Raw genomic sequence first — 22423 nt, 5'->3', positions numbered from 1 at the left:
GTATTATCGGCTTTTTTTGCTGTCTAACTTGTGCTATAATGCTAGTAAGTTTAGAAAGGGCGAGCAATCGCAGGTGAAACGTATGGAACATCGTGTTAGAGCCTTTGAGGCTAAGTTGACAGCGAGTGATTTAGATGGTTTTGTGGTAACTGGTCAGAAGAATATTTATTATCTGACTGGCTTTTGGGGTAGTGCGGGAACGATTTTTATCAGTGGGAATCGTCGTTTGTTCTTGACGGATGCTCGTTACACCTTAATTGCGAAGAAGCAGGTTGTGGGCTTTGACATCATAGAGACGCGTTCAGCATTAACAGAGATTGCAAAGATTATCAAGGAAGATGGTTTGAAAAAGATTGGTTTTGAAAATCAGGTGTCTTATGGCTTTTACCAAACCTTATCGTCTGCTTTTGAGGGTTATGACTTGGTTGCCACGAGTGACTTTGTAGAAACTCTACGTATGATAAAAGATGCTGATGAGATTGCAACTATTCGCCGTGCCTGTCAGATTTCAGACCAAGCTTTCTTGGATGTTTTAGACTTTATCAAACCAGGTAAGACAGAGATTGAAGTTGCTAATTTCCTTGATTTTAGAATGAGAGAACTGGGGGCGTCTGGTGTGTCTTTTGAAACGATTGTGGCATCAGGCTATCGCTCTTCAATGCCACATGGTGTTGCTAGTGACAAAGAGATTGCGTCTGGTGAGACAGTTACCTTAGATTTTGGCTGTTATTACAATCATTATGTCAGTGATATGACGAGAACCATTCATGTTGGTCAGGTGACTGATGAGGAGCGTCTTTTGTATGACCTTGTCTTACGTAGTAATCAAACCTTGATTGAACATGCTAAAGCTGGTATGGCTAATCCAGATTATGATAAGGTGGCGCGTGATGTCTTAAAAGAGGCTGGCTATGGCGATTACTTTACGCATGGTATTGGACATGGTATGGGACTCGATGTTCACGAATTGCCTTTCTTCCACACAGGAGCTGGTGAATTGCAGGCAGGAATGGTTGTGACTGATGAGCCAGGACTTTATATTGAGGGCAAATATGGTGTTCGTATTGAAGATGATCTCTTGATTACTGAGAATGGTTGTGAGGTATTGACCTTGGCACCTAAGGAATTGATTGTGTTATAGGAGGAGCTATGACAGAGCGTTTATCGTGGCAAGATTATTTTATGGCAAATGCGGAGTTGATTTCCAAACGTTCGACTTGTGATAGAGCCTATGTCGGTGCTGTTTTGGTCAAAAATAACCGTATCATTGCGACGGGCTATAATGGTGGAGTTTCTGCGACAGCTAATTGCGATGAGGTGGGGCATCAGATGGACGAAGGGCATTGCATTCGGACGGTGCATGCTGAGATGAATGCTTTGATACAGTGTGCTAAAGAGGGGATTTCAACGAATAATACCGAGATTTTTGTGACGCATTTTCCTTGTGTGAACTGTACAAAGGCTTTGCTCCAAGCAGGTATCAGTAAAATCACCTATAAGACAGCCTACCGTCAACACCCATTTGCATTAGCCTTGCTAGCAGACAAAGGGGTTCCTGTTGTGCAACATGATGTGCCTTCCTTAGAATTAGGTGGTGCAATCTTATAAAACATTAGGATGAGCTTCCTTAATCACTGTGAAGTGTAAGGAGGATTTTTGTTGTGATGAGGAAAAGGTTTAGAAAGTGAGGGTTCTTATTTGGAAGACGAGTTGTTCAAACATAAAGCCTTGGTCGCTGAGAACTTACTAGCATTTGGTTTTGATAAAACAGAAGATGGCTATCATTACCGTGAGTCAATTTTAGATGGTCAGTTTGAGGTGCTTGTTCAAGTGGCTACAACAGGTGAGTTGAAGGCTGATGTCATTGATGTTGATATGGGGGAGCCTTATACGGCTTTTCGTGCGACAACTGTGACAGGACGTTTTGTTGGTCAGGTGCGAGAGGCTTATGTCGCTCTTTTAGAGAATATTGTTTCAACCTGCTATATTGACAAGCATTTTCAGTCTGAGCAGGCAAATAGAATAGCAAGACGTTTGGAGACAACATTTTCTGATGTGCCAGATTTTCCATTTGAGAAATCACCAGAGATAGCGAGTTTTCGAGTACCAGTCAATCGCAAGTGGTACGCTTTGCTATTTCCCTTAAATCGTCAAAAACTGGATGCTTCAGAAGAGGATGAGGTTGTCGATGTGCTTAACATCAAAGTCTCATCTGATGTTTATATGGATTTATTGGATAAAGAGGGCATTTACCCAAGCTATCATATGTCAAAGAAGAATTGGATGTCTATAATCCTTGATGATCGTTTGTCGGATGAGCTTATCTGGGACTTGGTGGTGACTAGTCGGCAATTAGTAGCACCCAAAGGTTATCAGGTGGAGGGTGAACCAGATTACTGGATTATTCCTGCCAATCCTAAGTATTACGATATTTCTGCTGAGTTTGCGGCTAGTCAGGAGATACTGTGGACACAAAAGGCTGCCATGAAAAAGGGTGATATCGTAGCGATTTACATGACTGCACCAGAGCGTTGTTTGCGCTATTGCTGTCAAGTTATAGAGTCTGATTTGACTAATGATGGGTACAGAGATAGGGCGGATATCAAAACCTTAATGCGAATGCGTTTGCTAGTAACCTTTGAGGATAAGGACTTTTCAAAGGAACGCTTGGCTGAATTGGGGATTACGACGGTACGTGGTCCAAGGCGGGTAACCAAAGACCTATATACTGCTTTAAAAAGTAGCTTAGTGGATAAAGGAATAAAAGAGGTAAATCATGATTAAAAAACTGTCAATAGCTGATGGAGAAATGGTGCAGAGCCTTAATGCACTAGAATTGGGCTATCAAAACTCTATTGAAGAGACCACTAAAAAACTAGAGGACTTGTTACAGCATCAAGACCATTTGCTTTTAGGGGATTATGATGCCAGAGGTGTACTGGTTGGTTATTGTCATGGTGCACGATATGATTGCCTCTATTTTCCAACACTTCTAAATGTGCTGGCCTTAGCGGTCAGAAAAGAAGAACAAGGCAAAGGTTACGGTCGACAGTTACTGATGGCATTAGAGGAAGAGGCACAAAAATCAGGGTTTTATGGTATTCGTATCAATTCTGGAATGAATCGGGAAGAAGCTCACCGTTTTTATCGTGCGGTTGGGTATCAGGAAAAATTAGACCAAAAACGCTTTGTGAAACTTTTTTGAAAAAAGCAACTAATCTGTTCAAAAAGCTTGTCATTTGACTAAAAAGGTGTAAAATAATACTATCTATTTCTTTGGAGGCCTGGTATGAAAAAAAGTTTTATTCATCAACAAGAGGAGATTTCCTTTGTTAAGAATACCTTTACCCAGTATTTAATTGATAAATTAGAAATTGTTGAAGTTCAAGGACCAATTTTGTCTCGTGTTGGTGATGGGATGCAAGATAATCTCTCTGGTGTTGAAAATGCGGTTAGGGTTAATGTCAAGTTGATTCCAGATGAAACTTATGAGGTCGTGCATTCGTTGGCAAAATGGAAACGTCATACATTAGCACGCTTTGGTTTTAATGAAGGAGAAGGGCTGTTTGTTCACATGAAAGCCTTACGTCCTGATGAGGATTCTCTTGATCCGACACATTCTGTCTATGTTGACCAATGGGATTGGGAAAAAGTTATTCCTGAGGGGAAACGTAACCTTGCTTACTTAAAAGAGACAGTAGAGCAAATTTACAAGGCTATTCGCTTAACAGAGTTGGCTGTAGAAGCTCGTTATGATATTGAGTCTCTTTTACCCAAACAGATTACTTTTATTCATACAGAAGAATTAGTTGCTCGTTATCCTGATTTGACTTCTAAAGAGCGTGAGAATGCTATAGCCAAAGAATTTGGTGCGGTTTTCCTCATTGGTATTGGTGGTGACTTGGCTGATGGTAAGCCACATGATGGTCGTGCACCTGACTATGATGACTGGACGACTCCAACTGAGCAAGGTTATAAAGGTCTTAATGGGGATATTTTGGTCTGGAACGAAGCCCTAGGGTCGGCGTTTGAACTGTCCTCAATGGGTATCCGTGTGGACCAAGAAGCCTTAAAACGCCAAGTCGCTTTGACTGGTGATCAAGATAGATTGGCTTTTGATTGGCATCAGAGTCTATTAGCAGGTGAATTTCCCTTGTCTATTGGTGGAGGGATTGGTCAATCCCGTTTGGCCATGTTCCTATTGCGTAAGCGACATATTGGAGAAGTACAATCAAGTGTTTGGCCCAAAGCAGTTAGACAGGAATTCGATAACATTTTATAATCTAAAAAACGCAACGTTTTTGTTGCGTTTTTTAGATTATGTAACAAGATTTAATTAAAATATCCAAGATAATCGTATTGCTCAAATGTCCGTGAATTAGCGATAGCTACTATGATCGTTCCTTCAGCAAATGGTAAATCAATTGGGATATGGGTATCAATAGGACTGAGTTTATCCAATCGAGTGCCAATCAAATTAAGGTCATACTTTTTGCGGACATTTAATTCGCGAACAGTTTTACCAGTCCATTCCTTTGGTAATTTGAATTCTATAATGGACATATCGCCTTCTAAGTGGAAAATGTCTTCAATGGAATGGCGTAGAATGTTAGATGTTAATACCTTTGCTGACTCACGTTCTGGTGATATAACCACATCAGCTCCTATAGCGTAAAGAACTTCTTCGTAAGTTATGCTTTTAGCTTTAGCGATGACACGAGGCACACCTAGTTTTTTACAATTCATAACCGCTAAGACAGATGCTTCTAAATTGTTTCCTGTTGCAATGATTACAGCATCAGCTTGTTCAATACCAGTTTGCTTCAAGAATTCGATATCAGTGATATCGCCAATAGCGGCTCGGCTAACTTCGTCAGCTATCAATTGAATATGCTCTGGTTTAGTGTCAAGAGCAATAACTTCTTGACCAAAGCGGCTAAGTTCTTGAGCAAGTGTTTGGCCAAAGATACCTAGACCAAGGACACCGATAATTTTTTCTCTCATAGTAATTCCTTTTCTATTAGCCAATCATTAGATCTGTTTTGGCATAGTTAATCGTTTTTTCTGTTTTTTGTCTTAGACTGAGCAAGACAGTTATCGGACCGACACGTCCAATAAACATAAGTATCATGATGATGACGCGACCAACTGGTCCTAAGTTAGGCGTCACATTCATAGTGACACCGACAGTTGCTAAGGCACTGATGGTTTCAAAAAGAAGGTGGAAAGGATGTAAATTTGGTTCAAAGGTTAATAAAAGACAATATCCAGACAACAGAACAATAATATAAAATATTAGTACCGTTAGAGTTTGTTTAATGAGTTTATTTGGTAGAATACGATGTCCTAGTGTAACCTCGTCTTGTCCTCTGAGTTCAGCTCTAAAAAGTAATAAAACAATACTTGCTGCGACTAATTTAATGCCGCCGGCTGTACCTCCAGGTGCTCCCCCGATAAACATTTGAATCATGTAGATAAGGTTAGTTGCAAAGCCGGCTTGTGTATAGTCAATTGTTGCAAAACCTGCAGTCCTCATGGTAACGGTTTGAAAAAAGCTGACCATGAGTTGTTGCCAGAAGGGGAGTTGACCGATGGTATTAGGATTATTATGCTCTAATATCCAGGTAAGGCCTGTTCCGACGAATAAAATGATCCCTGATACCTTTAAGACTAATTTGGTTTGTAGCTTTAATTGGCGTTTAATTAATTTAAGATGTTTTGGACGTTGTTTGAGGTATTTTTGGCCAGCAGACAAAACGTCGAACCAGTTTGCAAAACCAAATCCCCCAGCAATAATCAGAAAGGCGATAACCAAATTAAGGAAGGGGTCTAAGCTATAGGTGATTAGACTAGATGAACCTAAGTTGTCAAAACCAGCATTACAAAAAGCGGATATTGCTAGGAAGATGCTGGTAAATACGCCGTTTGACCAACCTAGTCTAGGGACAAAGTCAATCATGAGTAGCATGGCACACAATCCCTCGATAATAAGGGTTGTTTTGTAAACGAAGAAAAGGTAGTGTTTCAAGTCTTTGTGATTATCCTTACTTAAGGAGGACTGAAGTAAGCTTTGGTCAGAAAGGGATATTTTTCGATTAAGGGTGTAGTAGCTTAATGAGATTAGACTGACAAGCCCTAAGCCACCAATCTGAATGAGCATGAGAACAATAATTTGCCCTAAACGGTTATAGACATCTGCAACTGCAAATACTGATAGCCCTGTGACACAGACCATTGATACGGTATTGAATAGATGATCAAAATAGGTGGTGTTAGGTGCTGAAGGATAGTGCATAATGGGGAGAGATAGCAGAAGACTACCAATCAAAATGAGGAGTAAAAAGCTTAAACTGATTTTTTGAGTGATGGACAGTCTCTGAGATGAGAGAATTGATTTCATAGTTGCTTTCTAAAGTGGTTTTTTAGTTGGGACACCAGCTTTACGGGGGTATTTGTTAGGTGTCTCTTTCTTTTTGGTGACAACAATTAAATGACGAGGGTCGCCATTAGGAAGTGTATAGTCACTACTAGTATCTACTTTGGCAAAGAGTGTTGATAGCGCTGTTTTAGCTTCTTCGATTTCCTGTCCGGCAGAGCTTGCTTTAAGGGCGATGAGATGCCCATTTAGTTTTAGGAATGGTATGGCTAACTCTGATAAGATTTGTAATCGAGCAACTGCGCGTGCGGTTACGACATCGAATTGTCCACGAAAAGCACTGTTTTGTCCAAAATCTTCTGCGCGACCGTGATAAAATTGAACCTGTTCTAAACCGAGCTGTTCTGCAAGATGGGTTAAAAAAGTGATGCGTTTGTTTAAACTGTCAATAATAGTCACATTAATTTCTGGGAACAGTATTTTCATTGGAAGACTTGGGAATCCAGCACCTGCTCCAATATCGAGAAGTTTTATGGGTTTATTACTAAGATGACCTTGTAAAATCGGTGCGATTGAGTCATAGAAATGTTTAAGATAAACATCTTCTTTTTCTGTGATCGCAGTCAAGTTTATTTTGTCATTCCACTCGACTAGGAGACGGAAGTAAGTATCAAATTGTTTTTTTTGATGTTCAGATAGGGTTATACCTTGTTCAAGTAGGTAGGCTTCAAATTGTTGGGGTGTCATATTATTCCTCTTTATACTAATATCAGTTTATTTTATCATAAAATGCCAATCCTATCACCTATGGGAACAGATATTTATATGTGTTGATAATCAAAATGCCCAAAATAATGGAAAAGTGTTATAATAATAACTAAGAATGGAAGTGGCGTGAGCGACTAAAAAAGAAGCCTAATCGGTTGTCTATATAGCTTTTTAAAAGAGATGACGTCTAGCTATGGGAAACATCTTGTTTAAGGCGTTTTGTTTGTCGTGCTATTGCATCAGATAGTGTAACTTGACTTCAGTTTCTTTACGCATTTCCAAAATAAATAAAAGGAGTTTAATATGTATTTGTGGATTGGTTTAGGTGTGCTAGCTATTTTAGTGATTTTTGTCATTAGTGTCTATAATGGTCTTGTCAAAAAACGCATGCACAATAAGGAGGCTTGGAGTCAGATTGATGTTCAATTAAAACGTCGTAATGATTTAATCCCAAATTTAATTGAAACAGTTAAGGGCTACGCTAGTTACGAGGAAAAGACATTTGAGAAAATTACTGAGTTGAGAGCGCAAGTGGCAAAGGCTTCTTCACCTTCAGAAGCTATGATAGCATCAGACGCGCTCTCAAAACAAGTATCTGGTCTTTTTGCTGTAGCTGAGAACTACCCAGAATTGAAAGCCAACCAAGGTTTTTTGAAATTGCAAGATGAGTTGACAAATACGGAAAATAAGATTTCCTATTCACGTCAGTTGTATAACACAACAACATCTAATTACAATGTGATGTTAGAGACATTCCCAAGTAATATCATTGCAGGCTTATTTGGTTTTAAACCAGCTGAATTCTTACAAGTACCCGAAGAAGAAAAAGCCGTACCAAAGGTTACTTTTGACTTCTAACGTTTAGATGTGATATGTTATTTGAACAAATTGCGCGTAATAAGCGAAAGACAGTACTGTTAATCGTTGTTTTCTTTGCTCTCTTAGCTCTAATTGGTGCCGCTGTTGGTTATCTTATGGCAGGCTCAGGAAAAACAGGTGTGGTACTTGCCTTGGTTATTGGTGCTGTCTATGCGACCATTATGATTTTTCAGTCTACCAATGTCGTGATGTCGATGAATGGTGCTAGAGAAGTCACGGCAGTCGATGCCCCAGATTATTACCATATTGTTGAGGATATGGCAATGGTCGCTCAAATTCCCATGCCTCGCGTTTTTATCATTGATGATCCGTCGTTAAATGCTTTTGCGACAGGTTCTAGCCCTGATAAAGCTGCTGTTGCAGCGACAACAGGCTTGTTAGCTGTGATGAACCGTGAAGAACTGGAAGGCGTCATCGGACATGAGATTAGTCATATTAGAAACTACGATATTCGTATTTCTACTATAGCTGTTGCTCTGGCAAGTGCAGTTTCATTGATTGCTAGTTTTGGTGGCCGCATGATGTGGTATGGGGGGAGCTCTCGCAGTAGAGATAGTCGCAATCGTAGCAGTGATCAGTTAGAGGGTTTGACGTTAGTTTTTGCTTTTATGGCCATACTTCTAGCCCCCTTGGCAGCTAGTTTAATCCGATTAGCCATTTCTCGGCAACGAGAATTTCAAGCTGATGCAGGGGCTGTTGAGTTGACGCGTAATCCTTACGGTATGATAAGGGCATTGGCTAAGTTAGACCAATCATCGCCCATGACTCAACCGATTGATGATGCGAGTGCTGCTCTGTATATTAATGATCCTAAGAAAAAAAGATTAGGTTTTCAGGCCTTGTTCGATACTCATCCCCCCATCTCAGAGCGGATAGCTCGATTGGAAAAAATGTAAAAGGAAGAAAGTATGTTTTCTATTAATGATATCAAAAAACGCCATGCAGGTATTGATTTTGAAGAAGAATTGGACATCAAAACAGAGTTGATGGCACGTCATCCTGACCTTATAGATGTTAGTTTAGCTAGTGTGAAAGGCAATGTTGCTTATGAAAAAGGTCTCTATCTCTTGACGTATCAATTAACCTATCAACTAACTCTCCCTTCTTCTCGCTCTATGTTACCGGTTTCCTTGGAGGATAGTTATTTGGTTACTGAGGCTTTTATAGAAGCTTCTGAAGTGATTGCTCAACAAGAGATGGTCGATGATGAGTTGGTCTTGGTGATTGAGGGCGATAGTATAGACCTCAAGGAAAGTGTTATAGATAATATTCTCCTCAACATCCCTCTACGTGTCCTAACACCAGAAGAAGCAGATAGTGATGATTTGCCGAGTGGAGAACACTGGACTGTTCTAACGCAGGACCAGTATCAAGCTCAGCAAGAGGAGAAAAAGAAAGAGACAAACCCATTTGCAGCCTTATCAGGTCTTTTTGATCATGATTCTGATGAAAAATAAATCTAAATGCTTGCTATTGGTTAATTTTATATAGTATAATAAGATAGTGATGAAGGGTATCTGGATTCCGTGTGTTACCTTTCGCTTTACTATTAATAATTTGGTATCGCTTGCCAAAACAAATTATTGATACATGTTTGTATGAGGATACGATTACTTTAACGATGTAACAAGACAATATTCAGTAAGCTAGGCTATGCCTAGTCTTTTTGCCATAATCTGAATTTTAATGTATTTTTTAAAAATGATAGTAAAAAGATGTCATGATTAGAATAATTAAAATATAAACTAGGGATAATCTCTGCCCCGTTTAGTAAATTCAAAGTAGGATAGGAGTTGATGACAGTGACAAAGCGTGTGTTGATCATTGAGGATGAAAAAAATTTAGCAAAATTTGTTTCTCTCGAACTACAACATGAAGGGTATGAAGTTGATATTGAATACAACGGCAAGGCTGGTTTGACTGCCGCCTTGGATAAGGACTATGACTTGGTGTTATTAGACTTGATGTTGCCAGAGATGGATGGTTTTGAAGTAACACGACGGTTGATGCTTGAAAAATCACCATATATTGTCATGATGACAGCACGTGATTCGGTCATGGATGTTGTTTCTGGTCTTGATAGGGGAGCTGATGGTTATATTGTGAAGCCATTTGCTATTGAGGAGTTATTGGCGCGTGTCAGGGCTATTTTCCGTCGTCAAGATTTAGAAGCTGCCAAATATCAGTCTAAGAGAAAATCAACCTACAAAGATTTAAAACTGGATCATGTTAGCCGTTCTTGTATTCGTGGTGATGAGCATATTCCGTTAACCAAGCGAGAGTTTGATTTGCTAGATGCTTTATTGACCAATATGAATACGGTAATGACACGGGATGACTTATTAGAACAAGTATGGCATTTTACAGATGGTACAGAAACCAATGTTGTTGATGTGTATATTCGTTATTTAAGAGGGAAAATTGATATTCCAGGCAGAGAGAGTTACATTCATACTGTTCGTGGTCTAGGCTATGTGATACGTGAAAAATAATATAGAGGAAGTTCGTTTTTGGACGAGCTTTTTTTATGTTGTATTTCTTTTTGGTAAAACTATCTTTTTTGACTGACTAACAACTGCTAACAATCATGAGTGATAGCTATAAGATTTTGTTATAGATTTTATAAAAAAATAATAGTCAATTTTAAGCTAAATGATTCTAAAAACAATGGTCTAAGAAATGGGAATTTGTTATAATGACCTTGATATTGTTCTGACATCTTTAGCATCTTTGGTTGCGTTATATAAGGACAATACTGGAAAAAAGTAAAGATAAGGATTATTGTTATGACAAATAAGCATCGTTCATTTAATTGGTATGGGTTATCTCAACGTTTTTCACTTCGAAAGTATCATGTCGGTACTGTTTCTGTTCTATTAGGTTTAGCACTTGCTAACACTTTGATGGTGACGCCAGTTCAAGCTGAGGAGGGGAGAGAAACAGGTGGAGAGGTGGTTAACACCTCAAATCATGTAAAAACGGAAACACGTACAATCACTAGGACGATCGGTTATAATAAAGTTGATGAAAAATATGAAACAACTCCAGTCGCACCAACTATTAAGAGAGAGGTAGTTTTTGAACGATTCGGTACTAATAATGGAAGTTCAGAAACTGTGTGGGGTGATTGGTCACCTAAGAATGGAGACAAAACATTAGAAGGAGCTCAGTTGCCTGAAATTCCAGGCTATGCACCAAAATCGGTGTATAAGAATCAAGGTCAGGATAAAAATCAAATTCTGGATCCAACTATTACGGAGCAAGATATTGATGTCACAGCGGACACTCAAAATATTGACGAAATTGTAACTTATGTGCCAGCTGAACATAAAACAGAGACACGTACAATTAAGCGTCATACAATATTTCACCGAATTGATCCTAAAACAAATGAAACAATTTCAATCTTTTCACCAGTGGATCGAGAAGTGATTTTTGAGCGTAAGGGAGTAAAAATCCAAGGCAACTCTGATTTTAACTGGGGTGAGTGGAAAGCTATTGATGGTAAGGATTCTTTAGAGGGAGTACAATTACCGAAATTAGAGGGCTATAAGCCACAGTCGGTATACAAGGATCAAGGAGATATTAAACAGCAAGTTTTAGCACCTGAAACTGCTGAGAAATCGATTACGGTTAGTGCTTCTGATGCGAGTATCAATGAGGTTGTCACATACATTCCTGTAGAAGTGACAAAGGAGACGAAAAAAGTCACACGTAGAATCAACTATATTAAGGTGATTCCAGAGACTTATGAAGTGCAGGTTGCGGCACCAGATTCTGTTCAAACGTTAACCTTAGAGCGTATCGGAACGAAAATCTATGGTAGTAAAGATGTCAACTGGGGTGAATGGGAAGTTTTGGGAGATAGTAAGGTTTTCAAGGGAGTATCCTTACCAGTAGTGGAGGGCTATAAAGCAGACACTTCTGATAGACGATTTGGTAAGGGTAATCCTGAAAGACTATCTGCGACGACTACAGCTGAAGACATTGACGTGACTGGTGATACTCAAGATATTTTTGAAACAGTTACCTATAAGCCTACTGTTGAAGAAAAGGAACGTCGTACAGTTGTTAGAACTATTACATACAAAAAATTAATTCCTAATTCATCAAGAACAGAAGAAGCAGCACCAACAGTAAGAGAAGAACGAACATTTGAACGTATTGGTACGCGTTTCCTCCATAAGACGGAAATTGAGTGGGGTTCGTGGGAACTGGTTGATGGTGACCGTATTTTAACTGATGAAAGGGTGATCAAAGGACGAGAGCTACCTGATGTAGCGGGGTATAAACCTTATCGTGCTGAGCGCGTGATTGGCGATCAAAAGGAGGATCGATTAGATCCTAAGGTAACGACTCAGTCTCTCCCAGTAAATGAAGAGACACTCAACGTTAACGAGACTGTCATCTATGCGCCGTTTGAAGAAAAACGTGAGACAAAGACAGTAAAACGGACAATTGTTTACAACAAAATAGATAACAAAACTTATGAGACAAGTCAAGCAGCAGAAACTTCGGAACAAGAGGTTGTATTTGAACGTGTCATGACCAAGCTATTTGGTGAGTTTAATACAACGGAAGTAATCTGGTCAGATTGGAAACCTAAAAATAATGACAATATTTTAGAGGGAGTGGCCTTGCCAGTGGTGCCTGGATTTAAGGCAACGATATCTGATAGAAAAATAGGAAACGGTGCGTCGGTACGTTACCCAGCAGAAACAACTTCTCATGATATAGAGGTCACAGAGAAGGATAATAATATCTTAGAGACAGTCACATACGCACCAGCTGTTATTGAAAAAGAGCGTCGTACTAAAACACGAAAAATCGTTTATATCAAACTTAACCCTCAAACTTACTTTACAGAAGAAGTAACAAAACCATTCAATACGACAACGACATTTGAACGTATTGGAACACGTTTAGTAGGGAGCGATGACATTGAATGGGGATCATGGGAGGTTGTTGATGGAGATCGCATTTTGATAGGAGATCGTGTTTTAAAAGCACAGCCATTGCCAATAGTTTCTGGTTATGTTGCTACCACAAATGATCGAAGAGTAGGCGATACTCCTATTATTCGCTTGAAGGCAGAAACCGCTGCACAGGACATAAACGTCACAGAGAACTCCGAAAATATTATTGAGACTGTTGTCTATGCTCCAATACCAAAACAACCAGAATCATTGTTGCCAGAAGAAAATACAGGAAGCAATGATGTTAATCAGCCAGGTTTACAACCTGAACTATCTCCAAAACAACCAGAGGGAACTGGTACGGTTAAACCTTCGTTACCACAACCGGAATCACCTAAGTCTCCAGAAACTCCTAGAGAAACCGAAGATGCGTCTAGTCCAAGTGATAAGAGACCAGATAGTTCTAAGGAAGAAACAAAGCCTGAACTCTCTCCAACACAACCAGAATCTCCTAAAGAACAGCCAAAGGTAGGAGGTTCGGATAATCAAGTAACACCGTTGCCTCCTAAATCAGAAGGCTCTCAAGACACATCTAAAGAGTCTGAAGGACCAACTGGAAAAGAGGACAACAAAGTTGCTCCTAATGCACCTAAAGTGCAACCGGGGTCAGAAAATGGCGATAAAAAACCTGAACGACCCCAGGAACAACCAGAGGGAACTGGTACGGTTAAACCTTCGTTACCACAACCGGAGTCACCTAAGTCACCAGAAACTCCTAGAGAAACCGAAGAAACCAAAGATGCGTCTAGTCCAAGTGATAAGAGACCAGATAGTTCTAAGGAAGAAACACAGCCTGAACTCTCTCCAAAACAACCAGCATCCCCTAAAGAACAGCCAAATGTAGGAGGTTCAGATAATCAAGTAATACCGTTGCCACCTAAATCAGAAGGCTCTCAAGACACATCTAAAGAGTCTGAAGGATCAACTGGAAAAGAGGACAACAAAGTTGCTCCTATTGCACCTAAAGTGCAACCAGGGTCAGAAAATGCCGATAAAAAACCTAAACGACCACAGGAACAACCAGAGGGAAATGATACGGTTAAACCTTCGTTACCACAACTGGAGTCACCTAAGTCTCCAGAAACTCCTAGAGAAACCGAAGAAGCCAAAGATGCGTCTAGTCCAAGTGATAAGAGACCAGATAGCTCTAAGGAAGAAACACAGCCTGAACTCTCTCCAAAACAACCAGAATCTTCTAAAGAACAGCCAAATGTAGGAGGTTCAGATAATCAAGTAACACCGTTGCCACCTAAATCAGAAGGCTCTCCAGATACATCTAAAGAGTCTGAAGGACCAACTGGAAAAGAGGACAACAAAGTTGCTCCTAATGCACCTAAAGTGCAACGGGGGTCAGAAAATGGCGATAAAAAACCTGAACGACCACAGGAACAACCAGAGGGAAATGGTACAGAAATGGGGACATTGCCAGTACTGCCGAAAATCTCTGTTCCGAAAGATATGGCTAAAGGAACAGAACAATCCCAAAATAAAGCAAAAGCTGATTCTTCGAAACAAAATATAGTTTCTAAGAGTAATGGATTGCTCAATACAAATTCCAATGTTGATACTAAATCATCTTCTCAATGGGATAATGCCAAAGCAAAATCGAATGATAGTGTTAAACTTTTACCAGCGACAGGCGATAAGTCTAATCTGTTAAACATTTTACTATCGTTATCATTGTTATTTACACTGTATCTGATGGTCGTAAAAAAACGTTTAAAATAGTTGTGTAGTTCACAAATTATTGAAACCACGTTTTCTGCTATTCTTTCTTAGAATTTCGGTTAGAAACATAAAAAATCACCTTTTCCACCAAGTATACCATCTGGAAAAGGTGATTTTATGTTATAGGTAACTTTTTGCTACCCTCGTCTTGTAGACAACATCTGATGCTTTTGTTATGCCTATAATTATGATAAAATAAAGGTTAAAAGAAACTGGTAGATTGAGGTAGAGTATGCGTTGTCCTAAATGTAGTTATACTAAATCAAGCGTTATAGATAGTCGACAAGCTGAAGAGGGAACAACCATTCGACGTCGTAGGGAGTGCGAACAGTGTCAAACGCGATTTACAACCTTTGAGCGTATTGAGGAGTTGCCCCTTTTAGTGATTAAGAAAGATGGTACAAGGGAGCAGTTTTCACGTGAAAAAATCTTGAATGGTATCATTCAAAGTGCTCAAAAACGCCCAGTGTCTAGTTCAGATATCGAACGTGTGGTCTACAGTATCGAGCAATCTATTCGGACTGAATATGATAGCGAGGTACCTAGCACTGCTATTGGAAATCTGGTAATGGATGAACTGGCAGAGCTTGATGAAATTACTTATGTGCGTTTTGCCAGCGTTTACCGTAGTTTCAAGGATGTTGATGAGATAGAGGAGCTTCTAAAACAAATTACTAAGCGGGTACGTAGTGGGAAGAAGAGACGTGAACAACATGAGACCGATTGAAACCTTTCGTTTTCTACCGAATAATCAAGTTTCCTATGATAAGCAAAGTTTAGCTCTTTGTTATGCACCCATACTTGGTCAGGATGCGACTAGTTTGTATGCTTTATTGGTTTCACGATTTGATAATGGTCAAATCAATCATCAGTTTACATCCTTACTTAATCACTTGCAGTTTGGTATGCCTCGTTTTGAGCAAGCTCTATCCGTCCTTATAGTTCTAAAGCTAATAGCTTTTTATAAGGACAACGATGGTTATATCATTCGATTACTACCTGCCTTATCCAAGGATGCCTTTCTTAACCACTCTCTTTACCGTCGTTTATTGGAACACTATATTGGAGAATATGCTGTTTCTGAGTTGATGATTAGGGTGCCCGACACTGCTCAGGAAGTGACTAAACGTTTTTCAGAAGTCTTTACTAGTCATGGTGATTTGGCTAAAACGCTTGATTTACCACTACGTTCAAACGATGAGTTTGATATGGATAGTTTTCAAAAACGTATGGCGTCTGAGGACCTGTATTTCGCTGATGATAAGCAAGATGTCATTGGGCTCTACCATTTTGTAGACAAGCATCAGTTGAACTGGATTCAAGCTTACCAATTAGCGAAAGAGACTGCAGTTGACCGGACAATTTCTTTGGAGCGTATGGCGCAAAAGCAAAGCGTCATGACACATGCTGTTAATTCCTCAGCATCCTTGTGGTCTAAACAAGAAGAAATCATTTTAAAAGATGCAAAATCTTTACCAGCCAAGGATTTTTTGGAAAAATTGAAGCATGTGCGTAAGGCAAGAGTAACCGAAGATGAAAAAGCTCTTCTAACGATTTTAGCCAATCAAGGGTTTTTAGATGAAGTTATCAACATCATGGTCTTATATACTCTCAACAAGACCAAATCAGCTAATCTGAATCGTCGCTATCTTGAAAAGTTGGCTAATGATTTTGCTTACCAAGAGATAAAAACAGCTGAAATGGCAATGGAGAAACTGCGTCAGCCAAAACAGGGTGAGACACCTAAAAAAGCTAATAAACAGACCAAATCTAATTTACCGGCTTGGAGCAATGCAGATTACCAAAACCAGACCAGTCAAGAAGATCAAAAACGGCTGGAAGAGATTAAGCGTCGTGCTTTGGAAAGAGTCAGAAAGGAAGGTGACTAGATGGAGAAAGTCGGAGATACTCTCAAGCAATCAGGTTGGTTAAACCGTTACTCTGCAAAAGAGTTGAGTGATGCGATTTTATCTGACAAGGTCATTTCAGACTTTGTCTTAAGTCATCAACTAACATCTCATCAAATCAAGTTGAGTTTACCTAAATTTAATCAATTTTTGATGGAGCGTGAGCGTTTTTTGACAGGTTCGGAGGCTTACATTGCTAAAGGCTATGAGCCGATTTTGGTAATGAATGAGGGGTTTGCGGATGTGTCTTATCAAGAGACTAAGGCCTTGAAAATGGCTCAACGCCAAAAAGAAGTCAATGATCGAATTACCATTTTAAGCCTCCCTAAATCGTATAAATCTGTGCGGTTTGAGGATATTCACTTAGATGATGTGAAGCGTGTGGAGGTTTTTGAGAGCCTTGTTGACTTTGTGACGCAATACCCATCAGCCAATCAAAAGGGATTATACTTGTTTGGTGATATGGGGATTGGGAAATCTTTTTTAATGGCAGCTTTAGCTCATGAATTATCGGAGCGAAAAGGGGCTTCTGTGACATTGTTGCACTACCCTAGCTTTGTCATTGATATCAAAAATGCCATTAATACTGGATCTGTAAAGCAAGAGTTGGATACTGTGAAGACGGCAGAGGTACTTATCTTAGATGATATTGGTGCAGAGCAATCATCATCTTGGGTGAGAGATGAGGTTTTGCAAGTGATTTTGCAGTATCGGATGCTCGAAGAATTGCCAACCTTCTTTACCTCAAACTACAGCTTTGCTGATTTGGAGCATAAATTAGCCATAACAAAATCAGGAGATGAGACTTGGCAGACCAAGCGCGTCATGGAACGTATCAGGTTTTTAGCCAAAGAGATGCACCTCCAAGGAATAAATAGACGCTAGATAGAGCTAGCAGATGAATAGAAAAAGGAAGAAAAATGACTTTACCTACAGTAGCTATTGTCGGTAGGCCAAATGTTGGCAAATCGACACTTTTTAACCGTATTGCTGGAGAACGTATCTCTATTGTTGAGGATGTTGAAGGCGTGACACGTGACCGTATCTACACGTCAGCGAGCTGGCTAAATCGACAGTTTTCGCTGATTGATACAGGGGGGATTGATGATGTTGATGCTCCGTTTATGGAGCAAATCAAGCATCAGGCTGATATCGCTATGAGTGAGGCTGATGTGATTGTCTTTGTGGTTTCTGCCAAAGAAGGCGTCACAGATGCAGATGAGTATGTTGCAAAAATCCTCTATCGTACCAACAAGCCTGTTATCTTGGCTGTCAACAAGGTTGATAATCCCGAAATGCGTAATGAGATTTATGATTTTTATGCTTTAGGTTTGGGGGATCCTTTCCCAGTATCATCGGTGCATGGTATTGGTACAGGGGATGTCTTGGATGCCATTGTTGAGAATTTACCTGTCGAACAAGAAGAGGAAAACCCAGATATTATCCGCTTTAGCTTGATTGGACGTCCAAATGTTGGCAAATCGAGTCTGATTAATGCGATTTTGGGAGAGGAGCGCGTGATTGCTAGCCCAATCGCAGGAACGACACGTGATGCCATTGATACGCATTTTGTGGATAGTGATGGTCAAGAGTACACCATGATTGATACCGCAGGTATGCGTAAGTCTGGTAAAGTATATGAGAATACTGAGAAGTATTCAGTCATGCGTTCGATGAGAGCCATTGACCGTTCAGACGTTGTCCTTATGGTAATCAATGCCGAAGAAGGTATTCGTGAATACGACAAACGCATCGCAGGATTTGCCCATGAAGCTGGTAAAGGTATTATCATTGTGGTGAATAAATGGGATATGTTGGAAAAGGATAATCATACCATGAAACAGTGGGAAGATGATATCAGGGATAATTTCCAATACATTTCCTATGCTCCGATTATCTTTGTGTCGGCAGTGACCAAACAACGTCTCCATAAACTACCTGAGATGATTAAACGCATTAGCGAAAACCAAAACATGCGTATTCCATCAGCTGTCTTGAATGACGTGATTATGGATGCTATTGCCATCAACCCGACACCGACGGATAAGGGCAAGCGTCTCAAGATTTTCTATGCGACACAGGTAGCTGTCAAACCACCGACATTTGTCATCTTTGTTAACGAAGAAGAGTTGATGCACTTCTCATACATGCGTTTCTTAGAAAACCAAATCCGACAGGCCTTTGTCTTTGAGGGGACACCTATCCATCTCATTGCACGTAAGCGAAAGTAGGTCGACAATTAGGTTTGATGAATGCGTAAATGCCTAAGGATGACTACTATTCTGGGCTCATTGTCAACTGTAGTTGCTAGATGAAAAACTAACATTTGGAGAGAATCACATTGGTTCTCTCCTTTTTGATGTTTAAGGCAATCAACAATTCCCTTTATTCTTTCCAGTATTCAAAAGCTCTAAAATAGTGATATTAGGGTCTTTTATTTCGAGTAGGTTTGTGATAAAATCCTCGTTTTTTATTTTTAGGCTCGGGAAGAACTAATCACTCCCCAGATTAGTTTTTAATACCATATGAGCCTCTCTAATGATGGTTTAGTCGTTTTTTATTATAGGTCATATGGGATTTTTTGGTATTTAAATGGCCCTATAATCTCTCTGGTGGAGTTACCCACTACAGAAATTATAGAGCCTTTTTATACAGTGATAAGAGGTTACAACTATACCAATAGTCATGGAGGATTGAGATAGTCTACTATGGTGAATAAAACTTCTGTTTTTTAGATGGAATTATGTTAAAATATGGTATAGTGATTAGCTAGTATTCTAAAATGCTAGTTAGTGTAAATTAGTTTTAGGAGGTATTATGACGGTTACAGTTAGAATGTTAGTTGACAAGGTCAAATTGGAAGTTATCTATGGTCCGGATGAACTTCTTGATAAGCCTATCACAACGGCAGACATTTCACGTCCAGGTCTTGAAATGACAGGTTATTTTGATTACTACACGCCGGAGCGATTACAACTTTTTGGAATGAAGGAATGGTCTTATTTGGTCTCCATGACGTCACATAATCGTTACTCTGTTTTGTGTAACATGTTTAAAAATGAAACACCTGCTGTTGTTGTGGCGCGTGGTTTGGAAATTCCAGAAGAGATGTTACAGGCAGCTCAAGAAGAAGGTACTGCTGTTTTGAGAAGCAAGACACCAACTAGTCGCTTATCAGGTGATATCTCATGGTATTTGAACGCTTGTTTAGCTGAACGTACCAGTGTGCATGGTGTTTTGATGGATATCTATGGTATGGGTGTCTTGATTCAGGGAGATAGTGGCATTGGTAAGAGTGAAACAGGTTTGGAACTGGTCAAACGTGGACATCGTTTAGTAGCTGACGACCGAGTTGATGTCTATGCAAAGGATGAAGAAACCCTTTGGGGAGAGCCTGCTGAAATACTCAAACATCTCTTAGAAATTAGAGGCGTCGGTATTATTGACGTGATGAGCTTGTATGGTGCCAGTGCTGTTAAGTCATCGTCACAAGTCCAGCTGGCCATTTACCTTGAAAATTATGAAGCAGGTAAGGTCTTTGATCGTTTAGGCAATGGCAATGAAGAATTAGAACTTTCTGGAGTAACTATTCCTCGCGTGCGTATTCCGGTTAAAACAGGCCGTAATGTGTCTGTGGTGATCGAAGCAGCAGCAATGAATTACCGTGCTAAACAGATGGGCTTTGATGCGACAAAGACTTTTGAAAAGAGGTTAGGTGAATTGATTAAACGAAATGAGGAGAAACATGATTGATCCAATAGCTGTTCGTTTAGGCCCATTCGCTATTCATTGGTATGCGATTTGTATTCTGAGTGGCTTACTGCTGGCGGTTTATCTGACAAGTAAGGAGGCTCCGAGAAAAAAGATTAAGCCAGATGATGTGATTGATTTTATTTTAATAGCCTTTCCTCTAGCCATTTTAGGAGCGAGGTTATACTATGTGATTTTTCAATGGTCCTATTATGCCCAACATCCAATGGAGATTTTTGCCGTCTGGGAGGGGGGACTTGCCATTTACGGAGGATTGATTGTCGGTACTATCGTTCTGTTTAGTTTTTCTTATTACCGTATGATTAAGCCCTTGGATTTCTTAGATATTGCTGCTCCGGGTGTCATGATAGCCCAAAGTATTGGGCGTTGGGGCAATTTTATCAACCAAGAAGCCTATGGAGCTGCTGTCAAATCTCTGGACTATCTGCCTGGCTTTATCAAGCAGCAAATGTATATTGAAGGTAGCTATCGTCAACCGACCTTTTTATTTGAGTCTTTATGGAATCTTTTAGGCTTTGCTATCATCAGCTTACTTCGCCGTCAACCAAGGTTCTTGAAAGAAGGAGAAGTTATTTCCTTCTATCTTGTTTGGTATGGGGCAGGAAGATTTGTAATTGAAGGCATGAGGACGGATAGCCTTATGTTAGGTGGTCTAAGAGTTTCCCAATGGTTGTCAATTGTATTAGTTGTTGCAGGTCTTCTTATTATAATACTCAGAAGACGACGTCCCAATATCCCTTATTACCTCGAATCATCATCTAGTAGTCAATAAAGAAAGGAAGAAGTTATGAGTTTACTTGATATTGCCTTAATAGGCTTAGTGATTGCCCTTATTGTCTTTGTGATTTTTTTAATTGTCTTATTATCCAAAATCTTCAAGATTGTTGAAGAAACACAAAAAACTATTCAGCTACTGACAAGTGATGTCAATGTTACCCTACATCAGACCAATGCTATATTAGCTAAGGCTAATGTATTAGTTGATGATGTTAATGGTAAAGTAGCTACAATTAATCCACTGTTTACTGCTATTGCAGATTTGTCAGAAAGTGTCTCAGACCTTAATTCGCAAGCACGTGTCTTGGGAACCAAAGCGGTGGTAACAGGTTCTGCGGTAGGTAAAGCAGGAACGGCCTTCACAGTTGGTAAGGTTGCTTCAAAATTATTTAGAAAAAAATAATCTGATTTGCGAAAGGAGAATGCTATGAAACTCTTAAAAACTCTTTTAGTTGGCTTTGCAACAGGAGCTGCTGCAACTTATTTTTTACAAACAAAGGACGGTCAGGAAACCAAGGAGAAACTTTTGAAATCAGTAGATGATTATAAATCTAATCCTGAAGAGTATCTCCAATATATCAAAGAAAAGGCATCAGACTATTCTAACACAACAGTTGAAACGCTAAAAACCTATAAGCAAAAATTTGAAACTGGGGAGTTAACAACAGACGATGTTTTAAAGACTGTTAGGGAAAAAGCAGTACAAGTTACTGATTTTGCGCATGCCACTATAACAGAAGTAACAGGTCAAAACAAAGCTTTGATTATAGATGCGGACGATATTATAGCTGTTGAAGACGTAGAAGATGCAGCAACTACTGTAGCCAGTGATGAAATCATTATTACATATGATGATTCTGCAGATAATAAAGAACTGTAGCATATTAAGATATTAGTGAACGACTATTAGCTTATTGCATTATAAAACTCTTAGAAGCCTTATTTTATCTAGAGGCTCTAAGAGTTTTTACTTTACAATGGTGAAATGTTATCTCAAAATGAATAACGAAGAACTAGTTTGTTTTAATTAGAATAGTTTATGAACTTGATATTTTAGCTGTTTCATCAGAAAGCATAAAAAAAATTCATCACAGCCCCCTATTATCAGTTAATCAGGCTCTATAATTTCTGTAGTGGGTAACTCCACCATAGAGATTATAGGGCCTTTTGAGTATCAAAAAGTCCCATATGACCTATAATGAAAAGCAAGCAAACCATCATTAGAAAGACTCATATGGAAC

The 22423-nt window shown here is 39.5% G+C and carries 21 protein-coding genes; 18 read left to right on the top strand and 3 right to left on the bottom strand.

Annotated elements, in window-relative coordinates; all coding sequences use genetic code 11:
• Positions 1-82: 82 nt before the first annotated feature.
• The 5 genes from ACVRZH_RS07785 to asnA all read left to right on the top strand — a co-directional run bounded on the left by ACVRZH_RS07785 (position 83) and on the right by asnA (position 4282).
• On the top strand, positions 83-1141 hold the full coding sequence (locus ACVRZH_RS07785) for a M24 family metallopeptidase (protein WP_447454735.1): 1059 nt from the start codon (positions 83-85) through the stop codon (positions 1139-1141).
• 8 nt (positions 1142-1149) lie between these two features.
• The gene (locus ACVRZH_RS07780) at positions 1150-1608 is read left to right on the top strand and encodes a deoxycytidylate deaminase (RefSeq protein ID WP_447454734.1); all 459 of its coding nucleotides are present in this window, start codon (positions 1150-1152) and stop codon (positions 1606-1608) included.
• A 102-nt stretch (positions 1609-1710) separates the two neighbouring features.
• The gene (locus ACVRZH_RS07775) at positions 1711-2784 is read left to right on the top strand and encodes an MmcQ/YjbR family DNA-binding protein (RefSeq protein WP_447454733.1); all 1074 of its coding nucleotides are present in this window, start codon (positions 1711-1713) and stop codon (positions 2782-2784) included.
• Entirely contained in the window at positions 2777-3205 is a 429-nt protein-coding gene (locus ACVRZH_RS07770; RefSeq protein ID WP_447454732.1) for a GNAT family N-acetyltransferase, read from the top strand. Before ACVRZH_RS07775 ends, ACVRZH_RS07770 begins: the two co-directional genes overlap by 8 nt.
• A gap of 84 nt (positions 3206-3289) precedes the next feature.
• Positions 3290-4282: an aspartate--ammonia ligase gene (gene asnA / locus ACVRZH_RS07765; RefSeq protein WP_447454731.1), complete on the top strand. Its 993-nt coding sequence runs from the start codon at positions 3290-3292 to the stop codon at positions 4280-4282.
• 50 nt (positions 4283-4332) lie between these two features.
• Here asnA and ACVRZH_RS07760 read toward each other — a convergent pair whose 3' ends face one another.
• From ACVRZH_RS07760 to rsmG, 3 genes are read right to left on the bottom strand one after another with little or no spacing between them, the layout of a single operon-like run.
• Positions 4333-5004, bottom strand: coding sequence for a potassium channel family protein (locus tag ACVRZH_RS07760; RefSeq protein ID WP_447454730.1), 672 nt, complete (start codon positions 5002-5004; stop codon positions 4333-4335).
• Positions 5005-5020: 16 nt separating this feature from the next.
• Positions 5021-6400, bottom strand: a complete 1380-nt coding sequence (locus ACVRZH_RS07755; RefSeq protein ID WP_447454729.1) for a TrkH family potassium uptake protein — start codon at positions 6398-6400, stop codon at positions 5021-5023.
• A gap of 9 nt (positions 6401-6409) precedes the next feature.
• On the bottom strand, positions 6410-7123 hold the full coding sequence (rsmG, locus tag ACVRZH_RS07750) for a 16S rRNA (guanine(527)-N(7))-methyltransferase RsmG (protein WP_447454728.1): 714 nt from the start codon (positions 7121-7123) through the stop codon (positions 6410-6412).
• 324 nt (positions 7124-7447) lie between these two features.
• On the opposite strand from rsmG, the gene ACVRZH_RS07745 reads away from it, so the two are divergent.
• From ACVRZH_RS07745 to ACVRZH_RS07685, 13 genes are all read left to right on the top strand, one after another.
• Positions 7448-8002 carry a LemA family protein gene (locus ACVRZH_RS07745; protein ID WP_447454727.1) on the top strand — a complete coding sequence of 185 codons (555 nt, stop codon included), beginning with the start codon at positions 7448-7450 and terminating at the stop codon, positions 8000-8002.
• 14 nt (positions 8003-8016) lie between these two features.
• A complete protein-coding gene (htpX, locus tag ACVRZH_RS07740; RefSeq protein WP_447454726.1) occupies positions 8017-8919 on the top strand; it encodes a zinc metalloprotease HtpX in 903 nt (300 codons plus the stop codon).
• Positions 8920-8931: 12 nt separating this feature from the next.
• The gene (locus tag ACVRZH_RS07735; RefSeq protein WP_447454725.1) at positions 8932-9480 is read left to right on the top strand and encodes a YceD family protein; all 549 of its coding nucleotides are present in this window, start codon (positions 8932-8934) and stop codon (positions 9478-9480) included.
• A gap of 345 nt (positions 9481-9825) precedes the next feature.
• Positions 9826-10515, top strand: a complete 690-nt coding sequence (locus ACVRZH_RS07730; protein WP_447454741.1) for a response regulator transcription factor — start codon at positions 9826-9828, stop codon at positions 10513-10515.
• A 294-nt stretch (positions 10516-10809) separates the two neighbouring features.
• Positions 10810-14727, top strand: a complete 3918-nt coding sequence (locus ACVRZH_RS07725; RefSeq protein ID WP_447454724.1) for a mucin-binding protein — start codon at positions 10810-10812, stop codon at positions 14725-14727.
• 232 nt (positions 14728-14959) lie between these two features.
• Positions 14960-15454 (top strand): transcriptional regulator NrdR, encoded by a 495-nt coding sequence (gene nrdR, locus ACVRZH_RS07720; protein ID WP_447454723.1) that lies wholly within the window; start codon positions 14960-14962, stop codon positions 15452-15454.
• Entirely contained in the window at positions 15441-16616 is a 1176-nt protein-coding gene (locus tag ACVRZH_RS07715; RefSeq protein ID WP_447454722.1) for a DnaD domain protein, read from the top strand. The genes nrdR and ACVRZH_RS07715 overlap by 14 nt, the downstream gene beginning before the upstream one ends.
• Positions 16617-17519, top strand: coding sequence for a primosomal protein DnaI (gene dnaI, locus ACVRZH_RS07710; RefSeq protein ID WP_447454721.1), 903 nt, complete (start codon positions 16617-16619; stop codon positions 17517-17519).
• Positions 17520-17554: 35 nt separating this feature from the next.
• Positions 17555-18865 (top strand): ribosome biogenesis GTPase Der, encoded by a 1311-nt coding sequence (gene der, locus ACVRZH_RS07705; protein ID WP_447454720.1) that lies wholly within the window; start codon positions 17555-17557, stop codon positions 18863-18865.
• A gap of 586 nt (positions 18866-19451) precedes the next feature.
• Positions 19452-20387 (top strand): HPr(Ser) kinase/phosphatase, encoded by a 936-nt coding sequence (gene hprK / locus ACVRZH_RS07700; RefSeq protein ID WP_447454719.1) that lies wholly within the window; start codon positions 19452-19454, stop codon positions 20385-20387.
• Positions 20380-21177: a prolipoprotein diacylglyceryl transferase gene (gene lgt / locus ACVRZH_RS07695; protein WP_447454718.1), complete on the top strand. Its 798-nt coding sequence runs from the start codon at positions 20380-20382 to the stop codon at positions 21175-21177. Before hprK ends, lgt begins: the two co-directional genes overlap by 8 nt.
• 15 nt (positions 21178-21192) lie before the next feature.
• A complete protein-coding gene (locus ACVRZH_RS07690; RefSeq protein ID WP_447454717.1) occupies positions 21193-21585 on the top strand; it encodes a DUF948 domain-containing protein in 393 nt (130 codons plus the stop codon).
• A 24-nt stretch (positions 21586-21609) separates the two neighbouring features.
• Complete coding sequence (locus tag ACVRZH_RS07685; RefSeq protein ID WP_447454716.1) at positions 21610-22062, top strand: YtxH domain-containing protein; 453 nt, start codon at positions 21610-21612, stop codon at positions 22060-22062.
• Positions 22063-22423: the final 361 nt, after the last annotated feature.

This window comes from Streptococcus fryi (assembly GCF_053206505.1).
Note: the sequence above shows the minus strand (reverse complement) of the source record. Positions and strands in the feature narration are given on the sequence as shown.

What these genes read in the sequence shown, in the direction of transcription:
- der (WP_447454720.1), top strand. Translation starts at nt 17,555, where the DNA reads ATGACTTTACCTACAGTAGCTATTGTCGGTAGGCCAAATGTTGGCAAA.
- hprK (WP_447454719.1), top strand. Translation starts at nt 19,452, where the DNA reads ATGACGGTTACAGTTAGAATGTTAGTTGACAAGGTCAAATTGGAAGTT.
- ACVRZH_RS07780 (WP_447454734.1), top strand. Translation starts at nt 1,150, where the DNA reads ATGACAGAGCGTTTATCGTGGCAAGATTATTTTATGGCAAATGCGGAG.
- ACVRZH_RS07685 (WP_447454716.1), top strand. Translation starts at nt 21,610, where the DNA reads ATGAAACTCTTAAAAACTCTTTTAGTTGGCTTTGCAACAGGAGCTGCT.
- ACVRZH_RS07715 (WP_447454722.1), top strand. Translation starts at nt 15,441, where the DNA reads ATGAGACCGATTGAAACCTTTCGTTTTCTACCGAATAATCAAGTTTCC.
- rsmG (WP_447454728.1), bottom strand. Translation starts at nt 7,123, where the DNA reads ATGACACCCCAACAATTTGAAGCCTACCTACTTGAACAAGGTATAACC.
- htpX (WP_447454726.1), top strand. Translation starts at nt 8,017, where the DNA reads ATGTTATTTGAACAAATTGCGCGTAATAAGCGAAAGACAGTACTGTTA.
- lgt (WP_447454718.1), top strand. Translation starts at nt 20,380, where the DNA reads ATGATTGATCCAATAGCTGTTCGTTTAGGCCCATTCGCTATTCATTGG.
- dnaI (WP_447454721.1), top strand. Translation starts at nt 16,617, where the DNA reads ATGGAGAAAGTCGGAGATACTCTCAAGCAATCAGGTTGGTTAAACCGT.
- ACVRZH_RS07745 (WP_447454727.1), top strand. Translation starts at nt 7,448, where the DNA reads ATGTATTTGTGGATTGGTTTAGGTGTGCTAGCTATTTTAGTGATTTTT.
- asnA (WP_447454731.1), top strand. Translation starts at nt 3,290, where the DNA reads ATGAAAAAAAGTTTTATTCATCAACAAGAGGAGATTTCCTTTGTTAAG.
- ACVRZH_RS07725 (WP_447454724.1), top strand. Translation starts at nt 10,810, where the DNA reads ATGACAAATAAGCATCGTTCATTTAATTGGTATGGGTTATCTCAACGT.
- ACVRZH_RS07735 (WP_447454725.1), top strand. Translation starts at nt 8,932, where the DNA reads ATGTTTTCTATTAATGATATCAAAAAACGCCATGCAGGTATTGATTTT.
- ACVRZH_RS07760 (WP_447454730.1), bottom strand. Translation starts at nt 5,004, where the DNA reads ATGAGAGAAAAAATTATCGGTGTCCTTGGTCTAGGTATCTTTGGCCAA.
- ACVRZH_RS07770 (WP_447454732.1), top strand. Translation starts at nt 2,777, where the DNA reads ATGATTAAAAAACTGTCAATAGCTGATGGAGAAATGGTGCAGAGCCTT.
- nrdR (WP_447454723.1), top strand. Translation starts at nt 14,960, where the DNA reads ATGCGTTGTCCTAAATGTAGTTATACTAAATCAAGCGTTATAGATAGT.
- ACVRZH_RS07690 (WP_447454717.1), top strand. Translation starts at nt 21,193, where the DNA reads ATGAGTTTACTTGATATTGCCTTAATAGGCTTAGTGATTGCCCTTATT.
- ACVRZH_RS07785 (WP_447454735.1), top strand. Translation starts at nt 83, where the DNA reads ATGGAACATCGTGTTAGAGCCTTTGAGGCTAAGTTGACAGCGAGTGAT.
- ACVRZH_RS07755 (WP_447454729.1), bottom strand. Translation starts at nt 6,400, where the DNA reads ATGAAATCAATTCTCTCATCTCAGAGACTGTCCATCACTCAAAAAATC.